This is a genomic window from Vibrio hepatarius, assembly GCF_018860525.1.
GTDB lineage: Bacteria > Pseudomonadota > Gammaproteobacteria > Enterobacterales > Vibrionaceae > Vibrio > Vibrio hepatarius_B.
The window spans coordinates 77251-96531 of the sequence record NZ_JAHKPM010000035.1; the positions used below are offsets into that span (position 1 = coordinate 77251).

A 19281-nucleotide genomic window follows, 5' to 3' on the forward strand; every position below is an offset into this window, starting at 1 on the left:
AGTCGCTTTCATTTTTTTGCTCTGTATCGCCTAAAGTAATCGGAATGTAGTTTATTTTCATATCTATTTATAAGGTGATCTAAATCAACTACCCCCTCTATATTGACATTTAAACTCATACAAAAGATAAAACTCTCAATAATGGGTGTGTCTTTCTTAGTGTTGGCCAATCACCGTATACCGGCCTCAATAAAGTGGTAAGGCGCGCTTATTTTTGTCGCAAACATTATGTACTCCCTTAGCCACAACCACTCTCTAGATTAAATATGAGGAATCTATGTCAGACGCAGTCAAAATACCGCACTCTGATTCAGATATCGAAGCTAAAAGCTATCGCGATCTGCACCGCCCCGCTTCTCAGTTTGAATGTCGATCAGATTACTTAGATCATGAACTGAAAATCATGAAACCTCGCCGCTTTGGTTTAAACCTACCTATACGAGATTTCAGGTTCGAACTGGAAGATCTTGTACCTGCATTAGCGGGAACGTTAGGCATCATCGCCATGTATTCTGCTGTGATGATGTCTTGGGCAGAAGGGCTAACAGCAGCTTGGGACCACGTTAACTTAGGTAAAGAGTTTGCGATAGAAGTCTCACGGGTTGAAATGCTAATCCCTGCACTTTTATTTTGTGTATTAGCTTCCGGAATAGTGAACCCAAAAGCAAACTTAGCGGGTAACCACGGCCCCATGATCCCTTTAATCGGAACCATTGCACTAGCTGGTGCGCACCCTCTAGCTCTCGCTATTCTGATAGGCATGTTTGGACTACTACTCAGTTTTTTCAAAGGGGGGTCTAAACTGGTTAATCTCACTTCAGAGGGAACAGCTGGAGGCTTACTCATCTTTCTTGGCCTAACTGGAACAATAAGTCAAATTAACTCGATTCAAGATTGGGCTGTAGGGCTACAATCTGGATCGGTTTCATCTGGCAGTATGGGGTATATCGGATTTATTGTGTTAGGCGTTACCATAGCCTTATACGCTTTGTTAGCAAAACTAAACAAGCGTTGGCTCGCGATACCTGTATGTGCTTTTACAAGCTTGGTACTAGCTCTAAGCTTAGGCGCTGGCTTTGACATTCAATTTGTCACTGAAACAGGCCTACCAAACCTAAGCCCTGTTTACTGGTGGGGGAGCACTGAAGAAGGCTGGATGCTTGGCCTACCAAACGCAGAGCACTTTATTGCTTCATTGCCCTTTGCAATTTTAGCTGTCGCTATGTGGTCACCTGACTTTCTCGGTCACCGTATATTCCAAGAATTAAACTACCCTAAAAAAACTGAAAAAGTTCTTATGGACGTAGATGATACTATGACCATGTGCTCCGTTCGACAGATGGTCGGCACTGCAATAGGTGGGGGCAATATTACATCGTCATGGGGAACATACATGATTCCTGCGGCCATTGCCAAGCGACCGATTCCAGCAGGATCTATTCTTCTTGGCCTACTTGTCATGTTAATCGCTATTCTTGGTTTTCCAATGGATGTAGCTGTTTGGCCTCCCGTAATGCGGGTCGCTTTGCTGGTAGGCGTATCACTGCCACTTCTCGAGGCAGGTATGCAAATGGTCAAAGATTCCAAAGATTCTCAAGCGGCTGGTATCTGCATTTTTGGTTCTGCAATTGTTAACCCTGTATTCGCTTGGGCATTAACTATGCTTTTAGATAACAATGGTTTAATTGGTGATAAAGCACGTGCTGCACGCTTATCCGTTGTCGATAAGATTATTATTCCTGTCGTGGTTTTGATTATTTGTTTAACGGCCATGCTAGCCGTAGGGATGCTTGAAGGTCAATACGGAATTCAATCTTGGTTATAAAATCATATTTTCCTTGGGCGGTGTAATTATCGCCCTAAACTTTATTCTAAAAGTTCATCTTTTATTGATTTAGTTTAAGGTTTGCAGATTTTTTTTAATTTATTGTACCTATCAAGGCTAAGAAATTTTATTACCTAGTAACAATATGTATGGTAGACAAGTTACCCATATATACTAGTTCGACCATACATATTGTAATTCATAGATAGAGCGCCACTCCTGAATGGGAGTGCTGGCTGACTTAAAAAGGCCAGAAACACTCGTTTTAATAAATAAGGTAGGTATGTCATGGCAGAGAAATTTGCTAAAGCTTGGGAAGGTTTTGCTAAAGGTGATTGGCAAACTGAAGTCAACATTCGTAGTTTTATTCAAAATAACTATACACCTTATGAAGGCGACGAATCTTTTCTAGTTTCTGAAGGCACAGAGTCAACTAACGTCTTGTGGGCAAAAGTTATGGAAGGGATAAAGCAAGAAAATGCGACTCACTCCCCTGTCGACTTTGACACATCAGTTATTTCAACCATAACCTCTCACCAAGCTGGCTATATCAACAAAGATTTAGAAACTATTGTTGGCCTGCAAACTGAAGCACCTCTTAAACGTGCCATCATTCCCAATGGTGGTATCCGAATGGTTGAAGGTTCATGTAAAGCATACGATCGCGAATTAGATCCCCAAGTGAAAAAAATATTCACTGAGTACCGTAAAACGCATAACGCTGGTGTTTTTGATATCTACACCCCTGATATATTGAAATGCCGTAAGTCCGGTGTTCTAACTGGCCTTCCTGATGCCTATGGTCGTGGCCGTATTATCGGTGACTACCGCCGAGTAGCACTTTACGGCATAGATTACCTAATGAAAGATAAACTGGCACAATTTTCTTCGTTGCAAGAACGTTTTGAAAATGGCGAAGATCTACAGATGACGATGCAACTTCGGGAAGAAATTGCTGAGCAGCACAAAGCTTTGGGCCAAATGAAAGAAATGGCGACATCTTATGGCTTTGACATCTCTCGCCCAGCAGAAACAGCTCAAGAAGCAATTCAATGGACATACTTTGGGTACTTAGCGGCCGTTAAATCTCAAAATGGCGCCGCGATGTCTCTTGGCCGCACTTCTACCTTCCTAGATATCTATATTGAACGTGATATTGCCGCAGGAAAAATCGATGAAGTTAAAGCTCAAGAAATGATTGATCACTTCGTAATGAAGCTGCGTATGGTGCGATTCCTACGTACGCCTGAATATGACGACCTATTCTCCGGTGATCCTATCTGGGCAACCGAATCCATGGGTGGTATGGGGCTTGACGGCCGTACTCTCGTTACACGTTCCAACTTCCGTTTCCTAAACAGCCTATACACCATGGGCCCTTCTCCAGAGCCTAACATTACTGTACTTTGGTCAGAACAACTACCTACTGGTTTTAAGAAGTTCTGTGCGAAAGTCTCAATTGATACGTCTTCTATCCAGTACGAAAATGATGACTTGATGCGTCCGGATTTTGCATCAGATGATTATGCTATCGCCTGTTGTGTTTCTCCTATGGTTATTGGTAAACACATGCAATTCTTTGGCGCTCGCGCAAACCTTGCGAAGACACTGCTGTATGTTATCAATGGTGGTGTTGATGAGAAGTTCAAAATTCAAGTCGGCCCTGAAATGCCTAAGGTTACTGATGAAGTGCTAAATTTCGATGATATCTGGAGTAAGTTAGATCTATTCATGGATTGGCTTGCAAAACAATACGTAACTGCACTAAATAGTATCCATTTTATGCATGATAAGTATAGTTATGAAGCCGCGCTTATGGCACTTCATGATCGCGATGTTCACCGTACTATGGCCTGTGGCATTGCTGGTTTATCAGTAGCAGCAGACTCCTTATCTGCTATTAAATACGCTCAAGTAAAACCAGTTCGTGACGAATATGGTGTTGCAATCGACTTCGAAATCGAAGGGGATTATCCAAAATTTGGTAACAACGATTCTCGCGTTGATGATATCGCTTGTGAGCTAGTGGAAGTCTTTATGAACAAAATCCGTTCACTGAAAACTTACCGCAATGCCACCCCAACACAGTCCATACTTACCATAACATCGAACGTTGTATATGGTAAAAAAACAGGTAATACTCCAGATGGACGACGTGCCGGAGCACCATTCGCTCCAGGAGCAAACCCTATGCATGGACGAGATGAAAAAGGAGCAGTAGCTTCCTTAACATCAGTCGGAAAACTACCATTTGCCCACGCCAAAGACGGTATTTCTTACACCTTCTCAATCGTACCTAATGCACTTGGTAAAGAGGAAGGTTCACAACGAGCCAATCTCGCAGGACTGATGGATGGTTATTTCCATCATGAATCCGGTATTGAAGGAGGACAACATCTTAATATTAATGTCCTTAACCGAGATACACTTGAGGACGCAGTTAAAAATCCTGACAAGTACCCACAATTGACCATAAGAGTATCAGGCTACGCTGTTAGGTTTAATTCTTTGACAGCAGAGCAACAACAAGATGTTATTGCGCGTACATTTACTGAGTCTATATAATAACCACTCATAACACTCTACTTAAACGCCCTGAAATACTCAGGGCTTTTTTAATTACCTCCCTTTGATGAGAATTCAGAGATATAGCGCACAAATGCTTGTACTCAGGTGTAAATTTCCATCGATTAATTCACCCTATACTGTACTATCTAAATTCTGATTGAGTTGCGAGCAAACCTGTGAAATTTAAAAGTATTCTTATTTTTCCTTTAGTATTCAGCTCGGCCTTCGGCCTAGCTTCAGAAAAGTCTACTATTGTTTTTTCTATTGATAACGATGGTATTTTTGGTGTCGATCAAGACTATACTAATGGCCTATTTTTGAGCTACGCAACAGGTGCAATCACACCCTACTCTTTATTTAGCCCGTTAAGTCTTTCATATTGGGGTGGTACATCATTAGATAAATTTGAATTTCTTCTTGGCCATAAGATGTACACTCCATCAGATATTGAGGCCACCACACCACAAATTAATGATCGCCCATATGCTGGTTACTTACATAGCGAATTTAACTACATAAGCATACATCCTGAACAAGCGCAGAGGTTCAATTTTACCATCGGCACTACTGGCGAAGACTCATTAGCGGAAGATGCTCAAGATATCGTTCATGGTATTATTGGCTCAGATGAACCCAGAGGCTGGGCTTACCAAGTTGATGACAAAATAGTTGGAAGTGTTGGCTACCTAACTCACTTTAATCTGTGGCGAAATACCGCACTAGCCAATACAGATTGGGAATTATCCAATATTTCAGAGGTCAATGTAGGTAATTTTCGCAGTGATATATCTACTGGTTTGATGTTTCGCTGGGGTACCGATCTTGCCGGTAGTATAGGGGCTGCAAACATTGATAACGAGAATCCATTCAGAGCAAGTATGCTTGGAGCTTCCAAAACAGGTTGGTTTCTATTTGGTGGTATTGAAGCGCGATACAGATTTAATGATATTACTATCGAGGGCGATCGCTCTGGCGTAAATAAATATGCTATTCAAAACGGAGAAAATCCAGGTATTTATTCGGTCACCTTAGAGGAAAAGCAAGCTACAGCGGTAACAGGGCTTGCATGGTACAATGACCATTTTGGAGCAACAGTAACAGCCGCAGCCAAAACTCCAGATTATGACGAAGCTAAAAAGTCTATCTACACTTCTGGGGGCTTAGCCTTATACGCATTTTTCTAAATCGTAAATCTTTGGCAGTCGTTATTTAGACTGCCGGCCCTTTGCTCAACAACTTGACTTACAGAGCGTAGCTGCTCATTAGGCTGAAGCAAGTAATTTTATTGTGATTTTACCATTGCTTGAAAATCAGAATTGAGCGTTACCATACCTGTCTCAGCAACTTTCTGTTCAATAATACTGGCAAGCTATTTTCAGTTCGCCCAACTTACCTTCATCGATCTTAAATCCCAATTCTTGCATCAGTGCCAGCCATGGGTTCACTGCGGCTTCAAAATCTCCAATACTTGTTCCTAGTTCATTAGCGTAGCTCTGCAAACCCAGCGTATTTAAAAAAGAAATATCCTTATTTACTGCAGCGACGATGCTTACAATATCCTCTTTCGCTTTTGATACTTGGGAGCCTTGCAAATTATCCAATCCACTGCTTAAGGTCAAAATTTTACTTTGAGTTTTATAAATTGAAATAGAGCCTGAGGAAGTAAATATAGCTAGAGTAATAAACCCTATTGTCAGCACAATTAGAAACGCAGTAACTTTTTGTTTCTGTGAAAGCGCAAGTATATTCATATGAGATCCTTTACATCAGTATGTTATATCTCAAGCTTACCTAGCCAAGTTATATATTAATGGTTATAAACTTTCATATTAGTATTATTTTCCTTACATACATTTTAGCTTAAATAACGTTTTTTTATTAGTCGATAAAAACCAAGCCCTTCTTCCGAAAAACTCTACATAAACCCTACTTTTTGTAATAAAATGGCGTGAACATTCATCAATAGAGAAGTGCATATGTCGACTATCGGTCGTATCCATTCTTTTGAGTCTTGTGGAACAGTCGATGGGCCTGGGATTCGTTTTATCGTTTTTATGCAAGGATGCTTAATGCGATGTATGTATTGCCACAACAGAGACACATGGGATATCCATAAAGGCAAGGAAATAACGGTTGAAGAAATCATAAATGAAGCCAAAAGTTATCGTCATTTTATGAATGCATCTGGGGGTGGTATTACCTGTTCTGGTGGCGAAGCCATGTTACAGCCGGATTTTGTGCGCGATTTATTCCGAGCAGCCAAAGCTGAACGTATTCATACCTGCCTTGATACAAACGGCTACATTCGAAAACACAGTGACGTTATTGACGAGGTCCTTGAAGCAACCGATCTAGTTATGCTGGACATAAAACACATTAATGATGATATCCATCATGATTTCATTGGTGTTTCCAACAAACGCACATTAGATTTCGCCCGTTACCTTCAAAAAGTGGGTCAAAAAACGTGGATTCGTTACGTTATCGTTCCTGGTTATACTGACAATAACACGGACGCTCACCTACTTGGTGAATTCATTAAAGAAATGGATAATATAGAAAAAGTTGAGCTGTTGCCATACCACAAGTTAGGTACTCATAAGTGGGAAGCATTAGGCTTAGACTATCCTTTAGAGGGCGTTGAGCCACCATCCAAGCAAACTATGGATAATATTGTTACAATCCTTGAGCAATACCACTCTAATGTCAAATACTAATCCCAATTCACTATCACTGCATAAACAATTTTGAGACTAGACGATTCACATTTCTTAATTTTGGTATAAATACTGAGTCACAGCATGTCTATTAAGTGCGTTTTTAACAGATTTTTAAGGTGCGTCCCCCTAGTGTTGACCAGACTCGGCTATTCAATACATCAATGCCATTATTAGACAAATATTGCCAAATGTTAGAAATTTGGCTTAGTTGTCGACATCAATATCGTTTATGCGATAATAAAATCAAGCAGATACTTAATGCATAAACGACGAGAGCTGTTTATTGACAACTCTCCATTTTTTTACCCATAACACCATTACGCGACCAGTAGCCTAGACCCAGCGTAACCTTCCAAGATTTAATAAAATTATCAACCTAGTCATCACCAATTTACTACCTTTTTATAAGTATTTACTACCTCCCCAGAAACAAGTGGTCAAACATCACAATTTGCAAATAAATACATATTTTTTAAGTAAAATTCTAAAAATCTACTAACCTTTATTATGAAGGGATTTGTTTTTTTCTATGCGGGTGATTGTCTATAAAGGCAGGTTCAGAGGGGAAGTCATTATGAGTATTTTCGACCATTACCAAGCGCGCTACGAAGCGGCCAAGGATGAAGAATTGTCTTTACAAGAATTCTTGGCGCTTTGTAAAGATGATAAAAGTGCTTATGCAAATGCCGCAGAGCGTCTTCTGATGGCTATTGGGGAACCAAAATTAATTGATACTGCGCAAGATCCTTGCCTAAGCCGAATTTTTTCCAATCGGGTGATATCTCAGTATGAAACATTTAAAGATTTTTACGGTATGGAGGAAGCGATAGAACAAATTGTTTCCTATCTAAAACATGCCGCACAGGGGCTTGAAGAAAGAAAACAGATCATTTACTTACTAGGCCCTGTAGGCGGCGGTAAATCTTCGTTAGCCGAAAAGCTCAAAGCATTAATGCAACAAGTTCCTATTTACGTTCTATCCGCTAACGGCGAAAGAAGCCCAGTTAATGACCACCCTTTCTGCTTATTCGATGTTACAGAAGATGGGGATCTTCTTAAACGTGAGTATGATATAGAAAAACGCTATATTCGCTCTATCATGTCTCCTTGGGCAGCAAAACGTTTACATGAGTTTGGCGGTGATATCACTAAATTCAAAGTCGTCAAAGTGCGCCCATCTATCTTAGATCAAGTTGCGATTGCCAAAACCGAACCTGGAGATGAAAACAACCAAGACATTTCTTCATTGGTAGGTAAAGTCGATATTCGTCAGTTAGAGCATTATTCACAAGATGACCCTGATGCTTATAGCTACTCCGGTGCTCTATGTCGTGCTAACCAAGGGGTTATGGAGTTTGTTGAGATGTTTAAAGCACCGATTAAAGTGCTTCACCCTCTCCTTACTGCGACCCAAGAAGGTAATTACAACGGGACGGAAGGACTATCAGCTCTACCATTTGATGGAATGATTCTAGCGCACTCCAACGAGTCCGAGTGGCAAACGTTTCGTAACAACAAAAATAACGAAGCTTTCCTCGATCGCGTTTATATAGTCAAAGTTCCGTATTGCTTGCGAGTATCAGAAGAAATCAAGATATACCAAAAACTGCTTGATCACTCTGAACTATCCAAAGCACCCTGCTCTCCCAGCACTCTCGAGCTGTTATCACAATTCAGTATCTTGTCTAGGCTAAAAGACCCAGAAAACTCATCCGTTTTTTCAAAAATGCGTGTGTATGATGGAGAGACGTTAAAAGATACCGATCCCAAAGCGAAAAGTTATCAAGAATATAGAGACTTTGCTGGTGTTGACGAGGGCATGTCAGGTCTGTCGACACGTTTTGCATTTAAAATACTTTCTCGTGTATTTAACTTTGACCAGACTGAGGTAGCTGCCAACCCTGTTCACCTCTTCTACGTTATTGAACAGCAAATTGAACGCGAGCAGTTCCCGCAAGAAACGGCCGAAAAGTATTTAGAGTTCCTCAAGGGTTACCTAGTACCGCGTTACGTTGAGTTTATTGGTAAAGAAATTCAAACCGCTTACCTTGAATCTTATTCAGAATACGGACAAAACATCTTCGATAGATACGTAACTTATGCTGATTTCTGGATTCAAGACCAAGAATACAGAGATCCGGAAACAGGTCAGTTATTTGACCGTTCGGCGCTGAACAACGAGCTAGAAAAAATCGAGAAAACAGCTGGAATTAGCAACCCTAAAGATTTTCGTAACGAGATTGTCAATTTTGTTCTTCGAGCACGTGCAAGTAATAAGGGGCAGAACCCAGTTTGGACCAGCTATGAAAAGCTTCGCACAGTCATTGAGAAAAAAATGTTCTCAAATACAGAGGAGCTATTACCTGTTATCTCCTTTAATGCGAAAACATCTTCTGAAGATCAGAAGAAACATGACGATTTCGTCGCTCGTATGATGGAGAAAGGCTATACCGAGAAGCAAGTTCGCTTACTGTCGGAATGGTATTTACGAGTTCGTAAATCATCATAATAGCTAATAAAATATTCCTCTTTGCTTAACAGAGGAATATACCAATGGTTTAGCAGCCAGACTTAAATATCTGGCTGTTTATTGGATGCGACAACATGTTTTTAACAAGAACATGTATAAAACGAGGGATGACTCATGGCGCAATTTATTGACCGACGACTGAACGGCAAAAATAAAAGCGCGGTAAACCGCCAGCGATTTTTACGTCGTCATAAAGAACAAATCAAAGAATCTGTTGCAGACGCAGTCAATCGCCGTTCTATTACTAATACAGAAACCGGCGAAGACGTTGCAATTCCTCATAAGGATATTAAAGAGCCTATTTTCCATCAGGGAAAAGGCGGCGTTAAAGAACGTGTGCATCCAGGCAACGATCAATTTATTACTGGGGACAAAATAGAACGACCTAAAGGTGGAGGCCAAGGAGGCTCCGGAGAAGGTGATGCTAGCCCAGATGGAGAAGGTCAAGATGAGTTTGTATTTCAGATTTCAAAAGATGAGTACTTAGACATTTTATTTGAAGATCTGGAGCTGCCAAACTTAGAAAAGAATCAAATCAACAAAATCACAGAGTGGAAAACTCACAGATCAGGCTACCAAACTGCCGGGGTTCCAGCCAACATCGCCATTGTCAAGTCATTACAACAATCTCTTGCACGCAGAACGGCTATGACAGCTGGTAAAAGGCGTATGATGAGGGAGCTAGAAGAAGAGCTAGATAACGTTAAAATGAGTGAACCCGCTCAGCTACTCGAAGAAAAAAGACTTAAAAAGGAAATTAAAGCGCTGCGTAAGCGGATTGATTCGGTCCCTTTCATTGATACCTTTGACCTAAGATTTAAAAACTACGAACGTCGACCCATTCCCTCTAGCCAAGCAGTCATGTTTTGTCTAATGGATGTATCTGGCTCTATGGATCAAGCAACAAAAGATATCGCTAAACGTTTTTATGTATTGCTATATCTCTTCTTAACAAGAACTTATGAAAATGTAGAAGTTGTGTTTATCCGGCATCATACCCAAGCCAAAGAAGTCGATGAGCATGAATTTTTCTACTCCCAAGAAACCGGGGGAACCATTGTTTCTAGTGCACTAAAGTTAATGAAAGAGATTGTTGCTGAGCGATATCCGATTGCTGAATGGAACGTTTACGCCGCTCAAGCTTCAGATGGGGATAACTGGGCTGATGACTCACCACGCTGCCGTGAACTACTTACAAAAAATTTACTGCCTAATTGCCAGTATTATTCGTATATAGAAATTACTCGTCGTTCCCATCAGACCCTGTGGCATGAATATGAAAAATTGGAAGATGCTTTCGACAACTTTGCGATGAAAAACATCCGTAGTGTTGAGGATATTTTCCCTGTATTCCGAGAGCTATTCAGAAAAGAAACAGCTTAGGGAGGCTAACATGGCAACAAAAACGAAAAAAGCGACTAAGAAAAAAACTCTGCCAGATGGGCCAGATTGGACCTTTGAGTTACTCGATCGCTATCATGTAGAAATCAAGCGTGTGGCAGAACTCTTCCGATTAGACACCTATCCGAATCAAATAGAAGTTATCACATCTGAACAAATGATGGATGCATACTCTAGTATTGGTATGCCAATTAATTATAACCATTGGTCATTTGGCAAGAAATTCATCCAAACAGAACAAGGTTACAAACATGGGCAAATGGGATTAGCATATGAAATCGTAATTAATTCAGACCCTTGTATTGCTTATCTAATGGAAGAAAATACCGTTACTATGCAAGCTTTGGTTATGGCTCACGCTTGTTATGGGCATAACTCCTTCTTTAAAGGCAATTACTTATTTCAAACATGGACAGATGCTAGCTCTATTATTGATTACCTTCTATTTGCCAAAAACTATATTATTGAATGTGAGCAAAAATATGGTGTAAAAGAAGTTGAAGAATTACTTGATTCTTGTCATGCCTTAATGAATTTCGGAGTCGACCGTTATAAACGACCAGAAAAAATCTCTATTGCAGAAGAAAAAATGCGTCAGGAAGAGCGCGAAACTTACCTTCAATCTCAAGTCAATGATCTTTGGCGTACAGTACCAAAAGGTAAGGTCGAACCAGAGGAGCTAAAAATCCATTTCCCTTCTGAACCACAGGAAAACATCCTCTATTTTATTGAAAAACATGCTCCTCTTCTTGAACCTTGGCAGCGTGAAACCGTCCGTATTGTGCGTAAAATTAGTCAATATTTTTACCCGCAAAAACAAACCCAAGTAATGAACGAAGGCTGGGCCACATTCTGGCATTACACTATTCTCAACCATTTGTACGATGAAGGTTTAGTGTCTGACCGATTCATTCTAGAATTCCTCCACAGCCATACCAGCGTTGTTGCACAACCCGCTTACAATAGTCCATATTTCAGTGGCATTAACCCTTATGCTCTCGGTTTTGCAATGTTTCGCGATATACGCCGAATTTGCGAAGAGCCTACAGATGAAGATAGAGAGTGGTTCCCAGAACTTGTCGATACTGATTGGCTGGAAGCCGTTCATTTCGCTATGAAAAACTTCAAAGATGAAAGCTTTATAAGCCAGTACTTGTCACCTAAGCTCATGCGTGAATTTAAACTTTTTGCTATCACTGATGACGACCGAAAAAATCACATTGAAGTCACTGCTATACATAATGATCTAGGCTATCGAGATATAAGGGAAAAGCTAGCTGGCCAGTACAACCTGAGCAGTCTAGAGCCCAATATACAAGTATTTAACGTTGATGTACGAGGTGATCGATCTCTGACACTTCAATATGTACCTCATGACAGGATCCCGCTTGATGAAAGTTATGAAGAAGTCTTGAAACATTTATATCGCCTCTGGGGATTTGATATCATTCTCGAAGAAGTTAAGGAATCAGGACGACGGGAGATTCTCACGACTTGCCCTAAGAGAAATGATTATGACGGTCAAATTTAAACCTGAAAGCCAAACCTAATCTTAAATGGAGTTCACTTGAAGTGACCTCCATTTTTCGTTTTTAACCAACATTAACCGTCGCTAGACACAAACCTAACTTAGGCTTTAATTCACACGCTGGATGCGAGAATGGTAGTATCTGCTTATATGACAAATTTTTACTGAGCATGTGCCCGTAAACTCACATAGTACTGACAATACGTCTTACGGCTTCGAGATCTTCGGGTGTATCTACACCTGAAGGAGGCACCTGCTTTGCAACCTCAACGTGAATTTTTTCGCCATACCAAAGTACTCTAAGCTGCTCTAAACTTTCAATTCTCTCTAAAGCTGTTGGCGCCCAATTAATGTAGGTGTTAATAAAACCTGCCCGGTAAGCATAAATACCGATATGTCTCATTAACGGCTGCACAACAAGCTGTTCGCCACCTGTAAAGTTATCACGATCCCAAGGAATCGATGCACGGCTAAAATATAACGCATAACCGTTGCTATCCGTAACCACTTTAACAGCGTTAGTGTTAAACACTTCATCTTTATGAGAAATTTCGACCGCAAGAGTAGCCATTGGCGCTTGATGATTCACCAAGTTATTCGCGACTTGAGCGATCGTAACTGGCGGAATTAATGGCTCATCTCCTTGAACATTAACAATCACTTGATCGTCAGAGATCCCCATATTTTGAACAACTTCCGCTAAACGCTCTGTCCCTGATTGGTGCTCCGGAGAGGTCATACACACTTGACCACCAAAAACTTTAACCGCGTTTTCTACTCGTTGATCATCGGTCGCAACAATAACCTCATCAGCACCAGCTTGAATAGCTTGTTCATAAACCCACTGTATCATCGGCTTTCCAGCGATATCAGCAAGCGGTTTACCCGGCAAACGTGTTGACTCGTATCGGGCTGGAATAATAACTGTAAAGGCCATTACCTCCCCTCTTCCATACTCATACTACGTGCTTCAGGCTCTAATAATACGGGAATACCTTCTTTAATTGGGTAAGCCAAGCGATCTAACTTACAAATCAACTCTTGTTTATCTTTATCGAATGTCAGTTTTCCTTTACAAACTGGACATGCAACTATCTCAAGTAGGCGATGATCCATACTGTTCCTTAACCTCTTTAATCTTACTTAAAATACGCGTTTCGTCTTGTGGGCTGAATGTAGCCGTTACAGGGAGATACCACCAATTATCTTCAGCATAATGACCACATTTCACCGCATCTTTTTCGGTCATAATAATGTGTTGCCCTTGGGCAGCTAAAGCGTGTAATTCTGAAGGTTCAAAGTCTTGATGATCGGAAAAACCTTTGGTTAATAATGGCTTAGCACCTAAGCCTTCAAGCGTATCAAAAAAGCGAGGGGGGTGACCTATCCCCGCAATCGCAACAAGTGACTCCAATTGGCTAACAGGTGCCTTTAGGTTATTTTTTAAGTTAACCGCTAGACTTGGTGTTAGATTCATCGCCATTTCGCCAGCTTCTGATTCACCACCATTGGTCACAATAAAGTTAACTTCTGATAAACGAGAAGTAGACTCTCTCAATGGCCCTAAAGGCATAAGATGCTCATTGCCAAAACGGCGCTGGCCATCAACAACAACCAGCTCTATGTCTCTCTCTAAGGCATAATGTTGTAGGCCATCATCCGCAATAATAATGTCGATACCGAAAGGGAGTAGCGCCTTTACCGCATCGCTGCGCGTTGGAGAAACAACGACTGGAGCGCCAGTTCGCTTGAAAATAAGCTTGGGCTCATCACCACAATGCTTAGTTGATGTTTGCTCTTCAACAATCAATGGATAGTTGTTCGCCTTTGCACCGTAACCACGCGATACAACACCAGGTTTATAACCTTGGGCCTGTAACTTCTCAATCAACCAAATGACAACAGGAGTTTTACCATTTCCACCAACTGTAATGTTGCCCACAACAATGACTGGGACTGGAGGACGGTAGCTTGGCCGTTTCCCTGACAAAAAAGCCTCACGTCGACGACGACTTAGTATCCCAAATAGGTGGCTTAGCGGCCACAAGAATGGCCACAATATATAAAAAAGAACAGATTTCTCAAACCAGACTTTTCCAATCATGCTTTAAGCACCAAACTGAATTCTGTGCAACTGAGCATAAGCGCCATCTTTTTCTAATAGGCTCAAATGATGGCCACGTTCTATGATTTCGCCTTCATCGACCACTAAGATTTCATCCGCATTTTCAATTGTAGATAGCCGATGCGCGATGACCAATACCGTTTTGTTTTTTTGTAATTCATCCAATGCAGATTGAATAGCTTTTTCCGACTCTGTATCCAAAGCCGATGTAGCCTCATCCAAAATTAGTACCGGAGCATCACGCAGTAGAGCACGAGCAATGGCAATACGCTGACGCTGACCTCCAGATAAACTAGCACCATTTTCACCAATCACCGTATCCAAGCCTTGCTCCATGTTTTCAATAAAATCCATCGCGAAAGCAAGGCGTGCTGCTTCTTCTATCTGCTCACGGCTATATTCTTCAGTTGCAGCATAGGCAATATTATTAGCAATAGTATCGTTGAATAAATATACGTTTTGCGAAACTAAAGCAAAGTGACTGCGCAAATTTGTCAGTTTATAATCACGAACATCACGGCCATCAAGTTCAATACTTCCAGAATCAACATCATAAAAACGTGTAAACAGGTTAGCAATAGTACTCTTACCTGAACCAGAACGACCAACGAGTGCGACTGTTTTTCCAAGAGGGATATCAAAGCTTACACTTCGCAGAGCAGGGGCATCTTTACCCTGATAGGTAAAAGTTACATCCTTAACGCTAATTTCTCCACTGGCTTTAGCTATCTTGTATATACCCTTATCTTTCTCTGTGTCTAGATCCATTAACTCAAACAGCGTCTGGCTAGCAGCCATACCACGTTGAAATTCGGAGGTCACATTAGTCAAGGCTTTAAGTGGTCTCATCAAAGCAAACATGGCGGAAAACACCACAGTAAAAGTACCCGGCGTGAGTTGCTCTTTAATCGAATCTACACTCGCTAGAAAAAGCACAACAACTAAGGCAACAGATGCAATAGTCTGAATAACAGGGTTGGCAATAGACTGAGCAGCAACAAGCTTCATTGACTGCTGGCGCATCTGGTTACTCACAGCATCGAAGCGTTTGCGTTCAACCTCTTGACCACCGTAACTCAATACCACTTTGTGCCCTTTGAGCATTTGCTCTGCAGATGCCGTAACGTGCCCCATTGTATCCTGCATATTCTTAGAGATTTTACGAAAGCGCTTTGACACAACACCAATCCCCCAAGCAACAACAGGAGCGACAATAAATAGTACAAGGGAAAGCTGCCAGCTATACCAAAACATCAGCACCAGAAAACCAATGATGCTAGCTCCTTCACGGACAATGCTTACTAAGGCACGGCTCGTTGCACCAGCAACTTGCTCGGAATCATAAGTAATGCGTGATAATAAACCTCCGGTAGATTCTTTATCAAAGTAAGCAACTGGCATATGCATGAATTGACTAAAAATACGCCGGCGCATTAACATCACTACATTGCCCGACACCCAACTCAAACAATAAGAAGAAACAAAACCACTCGCTCCTCTTAGGAGCATCATTCCAAATATAATAAAAGGCAACACACGAAGAAAGTTGGACTCTGCATCGCCAAAACCTTCATCAAGAAGGGGCTTCAATAATGATACCATGTAGGTATCAGCCACCGCATTAATGATCAAAGCAACAATAGCTACAGAGAGCCCCGCTTTATATAGGCGAATGTATGTCCACAGGCGTTTAAAAGTTTGCCAGGTCGTTTCATCTTGATTAAGAGACATAAAAGAGCTTATTTTTTTACAATATGGTGCTTATTCTACTCCCTTACGTAGCATCTGCCTATACCAAGACTGCCCTTTCCCTTCCCTTAATACATCGACATTCCAGTGCGAGTGATAAAAGCTGATACTTATTTGACCAGACGTCCCTGTATCTAACCAGTCCACATTAGCTTCAGCATATCGTTCAACAACTTTCTGGTCGGGAAGTGACCATTTTCCTATTTTAGCGGTTGAGGCAATGGCGACTTCTGGACCTACCACTTTTATAAACTGGTTAATTGAAGAAGTTCGACTACCGTGGTGAGGCACAATTAAAATATCACTCCTTAATAACTGAGGATGTCTAACCAACATCCATTCAACGACAGCGTCAATATCGCCAGTTAAAAGGAGTGAATTGCTTGTCGCTTGATGAATAACTCTCACGACACATGAATGAGGGTTATAGGCCCTAAATACTGAATGATTTGGCCATATAAACTCTATATCTAGTTCCCCCCAAACCATTTTCTGGCCAGCTATACATTTTGGCCCATTGATCGTTTTCTGACTGCTGACTATGCTCTCTGGGTGCCAATTTTCTATAATCGTCTCCATTCCACCAGCATGATCATTATCTGCATGCGATAAAATTAAAATATCCACTTTCTTAATGCCATGATAATGGAGAAAAGGGGTTATAATCCGCTCTGCAATACTGCTTTCTTGCCAAGCTATACCAGTGTCATAAATGATGGCATTTGGTCCTTGCTTAATAACTACCGCTAGTCCATGACCGACATCAAGCACAAAAACTTGCCAAGTAGGCCTAGATTTCCAGTCAATTAAAACGGTCAATACACATGTGAGCAATAGGCTCTTTCCCCTCCAACTAAGAAAGGGAGCCACACCACATAGAGCTATCAAAAAGCATAACCATATGACTTGCTGATTCGTTAATGAGAGCCAACTCTTTTCTGCGAAAGTAATCGCATAAAATACAGGTTGTATTGTCCAGTCGACCCAATCCCATAAAAAGGTTATATCAAATCCAATATCAAGCAAAAGTGCCAGCAAAGCTGATGGCACCACAACAAAGCTAAACCATGGGACAAACAGAATATTGTATAAAAAGCTACTTAAACTCACACCATAGAAGAGCATGGCAATGGCAGGCATCATCCCTAAGACCAATGAGAATTGGAGTAGTAATGCTTTTTTCCAATATGCGCTATGGTAAGGTTGCAGCGACATAAAGAGCAAAATAATGGCTACAGCCCACATTGTTAGCCATAAACTCGCCGATACCGAGGAAAAGGGGTCTATAAATAGCAACCAAGAGAGAATGATTAGCCATTGATAACTAGACGGTATTCTTTTTAATGAAGTCAATAATATGGACATTAAACAGCATGCCCATATCGCTCTCTGAGTTGGAATAGAAAACCCCGCTAACCAAGCGTAACAACCGCTCAGCAAAACAGCAATCAGCATCGGAGCAGAGACCCAACTATGAACAACTCGGAAAAGTGCCTTACCAATAAACCAGCCAATAGAGAAAACAATGCCAATGTGGAGCCCTGATATAGCAATTACATGACTCAAACCACTGAACTTAAGTTTCTGTTTTGTTTTGGTTAACAACTCATCACGCATGCCAAATGTTAAAGCAAATATAATTCCTTTACTCGGTAACTCTTCCACCGAACTTACCATTTTTTTAAACCATTCAGAACGTAAAGATGCCACATACCTTACCCAATAACTTTGATTGGTTAACACATGTGCTCGACCAACAATACGTTTTTGCAGCGCATATTTCTCAGCATCAAAACCCACATCATTGAGTAGCCCTACGATCGGCTTTACCCTTACCTGCGCCTTAATCTCATCGTTAGGGGTTAGAATCGTCGGAGACACTAACCAAATACTTGGCCTCAGCGGCGCTAAAATGTGTTTTCCATTAATAGAAAACACTGTCACTTCACCTTGAAAACCATGACTTACTTGCTTAAAAAAGCTGTCAACCTCCGCATTTATGGTAATATTCTTCCCAGCTTGGAAAAGTATTCCTTGCTGATGGCGTAAAAAGTTGTTGTGTATTATTAATATCAGGCATGCGACCACAGATCCTAGGCTCCATCTTAGCCATTTTAACCTTATACTGAATATCAGGATCAAGAGACAGGGAAATAGCCATTCCCATGATGGTATAAACCACCATGACGAGATGGTGGATATAAGGAAACAAAACGAAATGAGTGTCCAGTAATTTAAAGAGAGAGTCATATTTCCCTATGCCAAGAAAACTCATAAAACGTTTTATGCCCGACCACGAGGTGATAAAGCGCCAAAAAGCACTAAAAATCTTTGGTAATGTGCTTTATAACCCCAATCTCTGGTGCCTGAATCGCCGCTCTGCATCTGGTGCATTTGCTGTGGGGCTATTCATGGCTTTTGTGCCCCTGCCAAGTCAAATGATTATGTCTGCCGGCTTAGCCATTTTATGTGGTGTAAATTTACCCCTGTCGGTGGCTCTTGTCTGGGTAAGCAACCCTATTACCATGCCTGTAATGTTTTACTTCGCATACAAAATTGGCGCTTGGGTCATGCATACTCCTCCCCAAGCTTTTCATTTTGAACTTTCTTGGGACTTTATCATGCAACAAATGAGCACCATCGGTCCTCCGTTTATACTTGGGTGTATGATTTGTGGTGTTTTCTCAGCCATGGCTGGGTATTTTGGCATTAAAGCACTTTGGCGTTATTCAGTTGTAAGAAGTTGGCAGCAACGAAAAATTAGATTAGGTAGATTACTTAAAAAAAGAAAGCGCAAACCCTAGCCTTACGATGGAGTTGTAGGCTTTTTGTAAC

Annotated in this window: 14 protein-coding genes and 1 pseudogene; 9 read left to right on the forward strand and 6 right to left on the reverse strand. The window is 41.1% G+C overall.

What is annotated here, in order from left to right:
* Positions 1-277 precede the first annotated feature (277 nt).
* The 3 genes from KO511_RS10325 to KO511_RS10335 all read left to right on the forward strand — a co-directional run bounded on the left by KO511_RS10325 (position 278) and on the right by KO511_RS10335 (position 5577).
* The gene (locus KO511_RS10325) at positions 278-1825 is read left to right on the forward strand and encodes a DUF3360 family protein (protein ID WP_215987358.1); all 1548 of its coding nucleotides are present in this window, start codon (positions 278-280) and stop codon (positions 1823-1825) included.
* A 288-nt stretch (positions 1826-2113) separates the two neighbouring features.
* A complete protein-coding gene (gene pflB, locus KO511_RS10330; RefSeq protein WP_215987359.1) occupies positions 2114-4390 on the forward strand; it encodes a formate C-acetyltransferase in 2277 nt (758 codons plus the stop codon).
* 179 nt (positions 4391-4569) lie between these two features.
* On the forward strand, positions 4570-5577 hold the full coding sequence (locus tag KO511_RS10335) for a lipid A deacylase LpxR family protein (RefSeq protein ID WP_436840217.1): 1008 nt from the start codon (positions 4570-4572) through the stop codon (positions 5575-5577).
* Positions 5578-5678: 101 nt separating this feature from the next.
* Here the strand turns inward: KO511_RS10335 and KO511_RS10340 are convergent.
* A pseudogene (locus KO511_RS10340) lies at positions 5679-6144 on the reverse strand (methyl-accepting chemotaxis protein); the annotation flags it as partial.
* A gap of 225 nt (positions 6145-6369) precedes the next feature.
* On the opposite strand from KO511_RS10340, the gene pflA reads away from it, so the two are divergent.
* The 5 genes from pflA to KO511_RS10365 all read left to right on the forward strand — a co-directional run bounded on the left by pflA (position 6370) and on the right by KO511_RS10365 (position 12575).
* Positions 6370-7110 (forward strand): pyruvate formate lyase 1-activating protein, encoded by a 741-nt coding sequence (gene pflA / locus KO511_RS10345; protein ID WP_215987360.1) that lies wholly within the window; start codon positions 6370-6372, stop codon positions 7108-7110.
* A gap of 119 nt (positions 7111-7229) precedes the next feature.
* On the forward strand, positions 7230-7379 hold the full coding sequence (locus KO511_RS22535; RefSeq protein WP_215987361.1) for a YfbU family protein: 150 nt from the start codon (positions 7230-7232) through the stop codon (positions 7377-7379).
* 308 nt (positions 7380-7687) lie between these two features.
* Positions 7688-9622 carry a PrkA family serine protein kinase gene (locus tag KO511_RS10355; protein ID WP_215987362.1) on the forward strand — a complete coding sequence of 645 codons (1935 nt, stop codon included), beginning with the start codon at positions 7688-7690 and terminating at the stop codon, positions 9620-9622.
* A 135-nt stretch (positions 9623-9757) separates the two neighbouring features.
* The gene (locus KO511_RS10360; RefSeq protein WP_215987363.1) at positions 9758-11026 is read left to right on the forward strand and encodes a YeaH/YhbH family protein; all 1269 of its coding nucleotides are present in this window, start codon (positions 9758-9760) and stop codon (positions 11024-11026) included.
* 10 nt (positions 11027-11036) lie between these two features.
* Positions 11037-12575 carry a SpoVR family protein gene (locus KO511_RS10365; RefSeq protein ID WP_215987364.1) on the forward strand — a complete coding sequence of 513 codons (1539 nt, stop codon included), beginning with the start codon at positions 11037-11039 and terminating at the stop codon, positions 12573-12575.
* 181 nt (positions 12576-12756) lie between these two features.
* On the opposite strand, the gene kdsB is transcribed toward KO511_RS10365, so the two are convergent.
* The 5 genes from kdsB to KO511_RS10390 are packed head-to-tail and all read right to left on the reverse strand — an operon-like array spanning position 12757 to position 18696.
* Positions 12757-13509 carry a 3-deoxy-manno-octulosonate cytidylyltransferase gene (kdsB, locus tag KO511_RS10370; protein ID WP_215987365.1) on the reverse strand — a complete coding sequence of 251 codons (753 nt, stop codon included), beginning with the start codon at positions 13507-13509 and terminating at the stop codon, positions 12757-12759.
* Positions 13509-13688 carry a Trm112 family protein gene (locus KO511_RS10375; protein ID WP_125320194.1) on the reverse strand — a complete coding sequence of 60 codons (180 nt, stop codon included), beginning with the start codon at positions 13686-13688 and terminating at the stop codon, positions 13509-13511. Before KO511_RS10375 ends, kdsB begins: the two co-directional genes overlap by 1 nt.
* Positions 13669-14676 carry a tetraacyldisaccharide 4'-kinase gene (gene lpxK / locus KO511_RS10380; RefSeq protein WP_215987366.1) on the reverse strand — a complete coding sequence of 336 codons (1008 nt, stop codon included), beginning with the start codon at positions 14674-14676 and terminating at the stop codon, positions 13669-13671. The genes KO511_RS10375 and lpxK overlap by 20 nt, the downstream gene beginning before the upstream one ends.
* Before the next feature lie 3 nt (positions 14677-14679).
* Entirely contained in the window at positions 14680-16428 is a 1749-nt protein-coding gene (gene msbA, locus KO511_RS10385) for a lipid A ABC transporter ATP-binding protein/permease MsbA (protein ID WP_215987367.1), read from the reverse strand.
* Positions 16429-16458: 30 nt separating this feature from the next.
* Positions 16459-18696, reverse strand: a complete 2238-nt coding sequence (locus KO511_RS10390) for a DNA internalization-related competence protein ComEC/Rec2 (RefSeq protein WP_215987368.1) — start codon at positions 18694-18696, stop codon at positions 16459-16461.
* An 8-nt stretch (positions 18697-18704) separates the two neighbouring features.
* Between KO511_RS10390 and KO511_RS10395 the strand changes: the two genes are divergently transcribed.
* Positions 18705-19250, forward strand: coding sequence for a DUF2062 domain-containing protein (locus KO511_RS10395; RefSeq protein WP_215987369.1), 546 nt, complete (start codon positions 18705-18707; stop codon positions 19248-19250).
* The last annotated feature ends 31 nt before the right edge of the window (positions 19251-19281 follow it).

Bases quoted from the DNA above. Each gene is read 5' to 3' on its own strand.
- KO511_RS10325 (WP_215987358.1), top strand. From the start codon at position 278: ATGTCAGACGCAGTCAAAATACCGCACTCTGATTCAGATATCGAAGCT.
- pflB (WP_215987359.1), top strand. From the start codon at position 2,114: ATGGCAGAGAAATTTGCTAAAGCTTGGGAAGGTTTTGCTAAAGGTGAT.
- pflA (WP_215987360.1), top strand. From the start codon at position 6,370: ATGTCGACTATCGGTCGTATCCATTCTTTTGAGTCTTGTGGAACAGTC.
- KO511_RS10355 (WP_215987362.1), top strand. From the start codon at position 7,688: ATGAGTATTTTCGACCATTACCAAGCGCGCTACGAAGCGGCCAAGGAT.
- KO511_RS10360 (WP_215987363.1), top strand. From the start codon at position 9,758: ATGGCGCAATTTATTGACCGACGACTGAACGGCAAAAATAAAAGCGCG.
- KO511_RS10365 (WP_215987364.1), top strand. From the start codon at position 11,037: ATGGCAACAAAAACGAAAAAAGCGACTAAGAAAAAAACTCTGCCAGAT.
- kdsB (WP_215987365.1), bottom strand. From the start codon at position 13,509: ATGGCCTTTACAGTTATTATTCCAGCCCGATACGAGTCAACACGTTTG.
- KO511_RS10375 (WP_125320194.1), bottom strand. From the start codon at position 13,688: ATGGATCATCGCCTACTTGAGATAGTTGCATGTCCAGTTTGTAAAGGA.
- lpxK (WP_215987366.1), bottom strand. From the start codon at position 14,676: ATGATTGGAAAAGTCTGGTTTGAGAAATCTGTTCTTTTTTATATATTG.
- msbA (WP_215987367.1), bottom strand. From the start codon at position 16,428: ATGTCTCTTAATCAAGATGAAACGACCTGGCAAACTTTTAAACGCCTG.
- KO511_RS10390 (WP_215987368.1), bottom strand. From the start codon at position 18,696: ATGACTCTCTCTTTAAATTACTGGACACTCATTTCGTTTTGTTTCCTT.
- KO511_RS10395 (WP_215987369.1), top strand. From the start codon at position 18,705: ATGCCAAGAAAACTCATAAAACGTTTTATGCCCGACCACGAGGTGATA.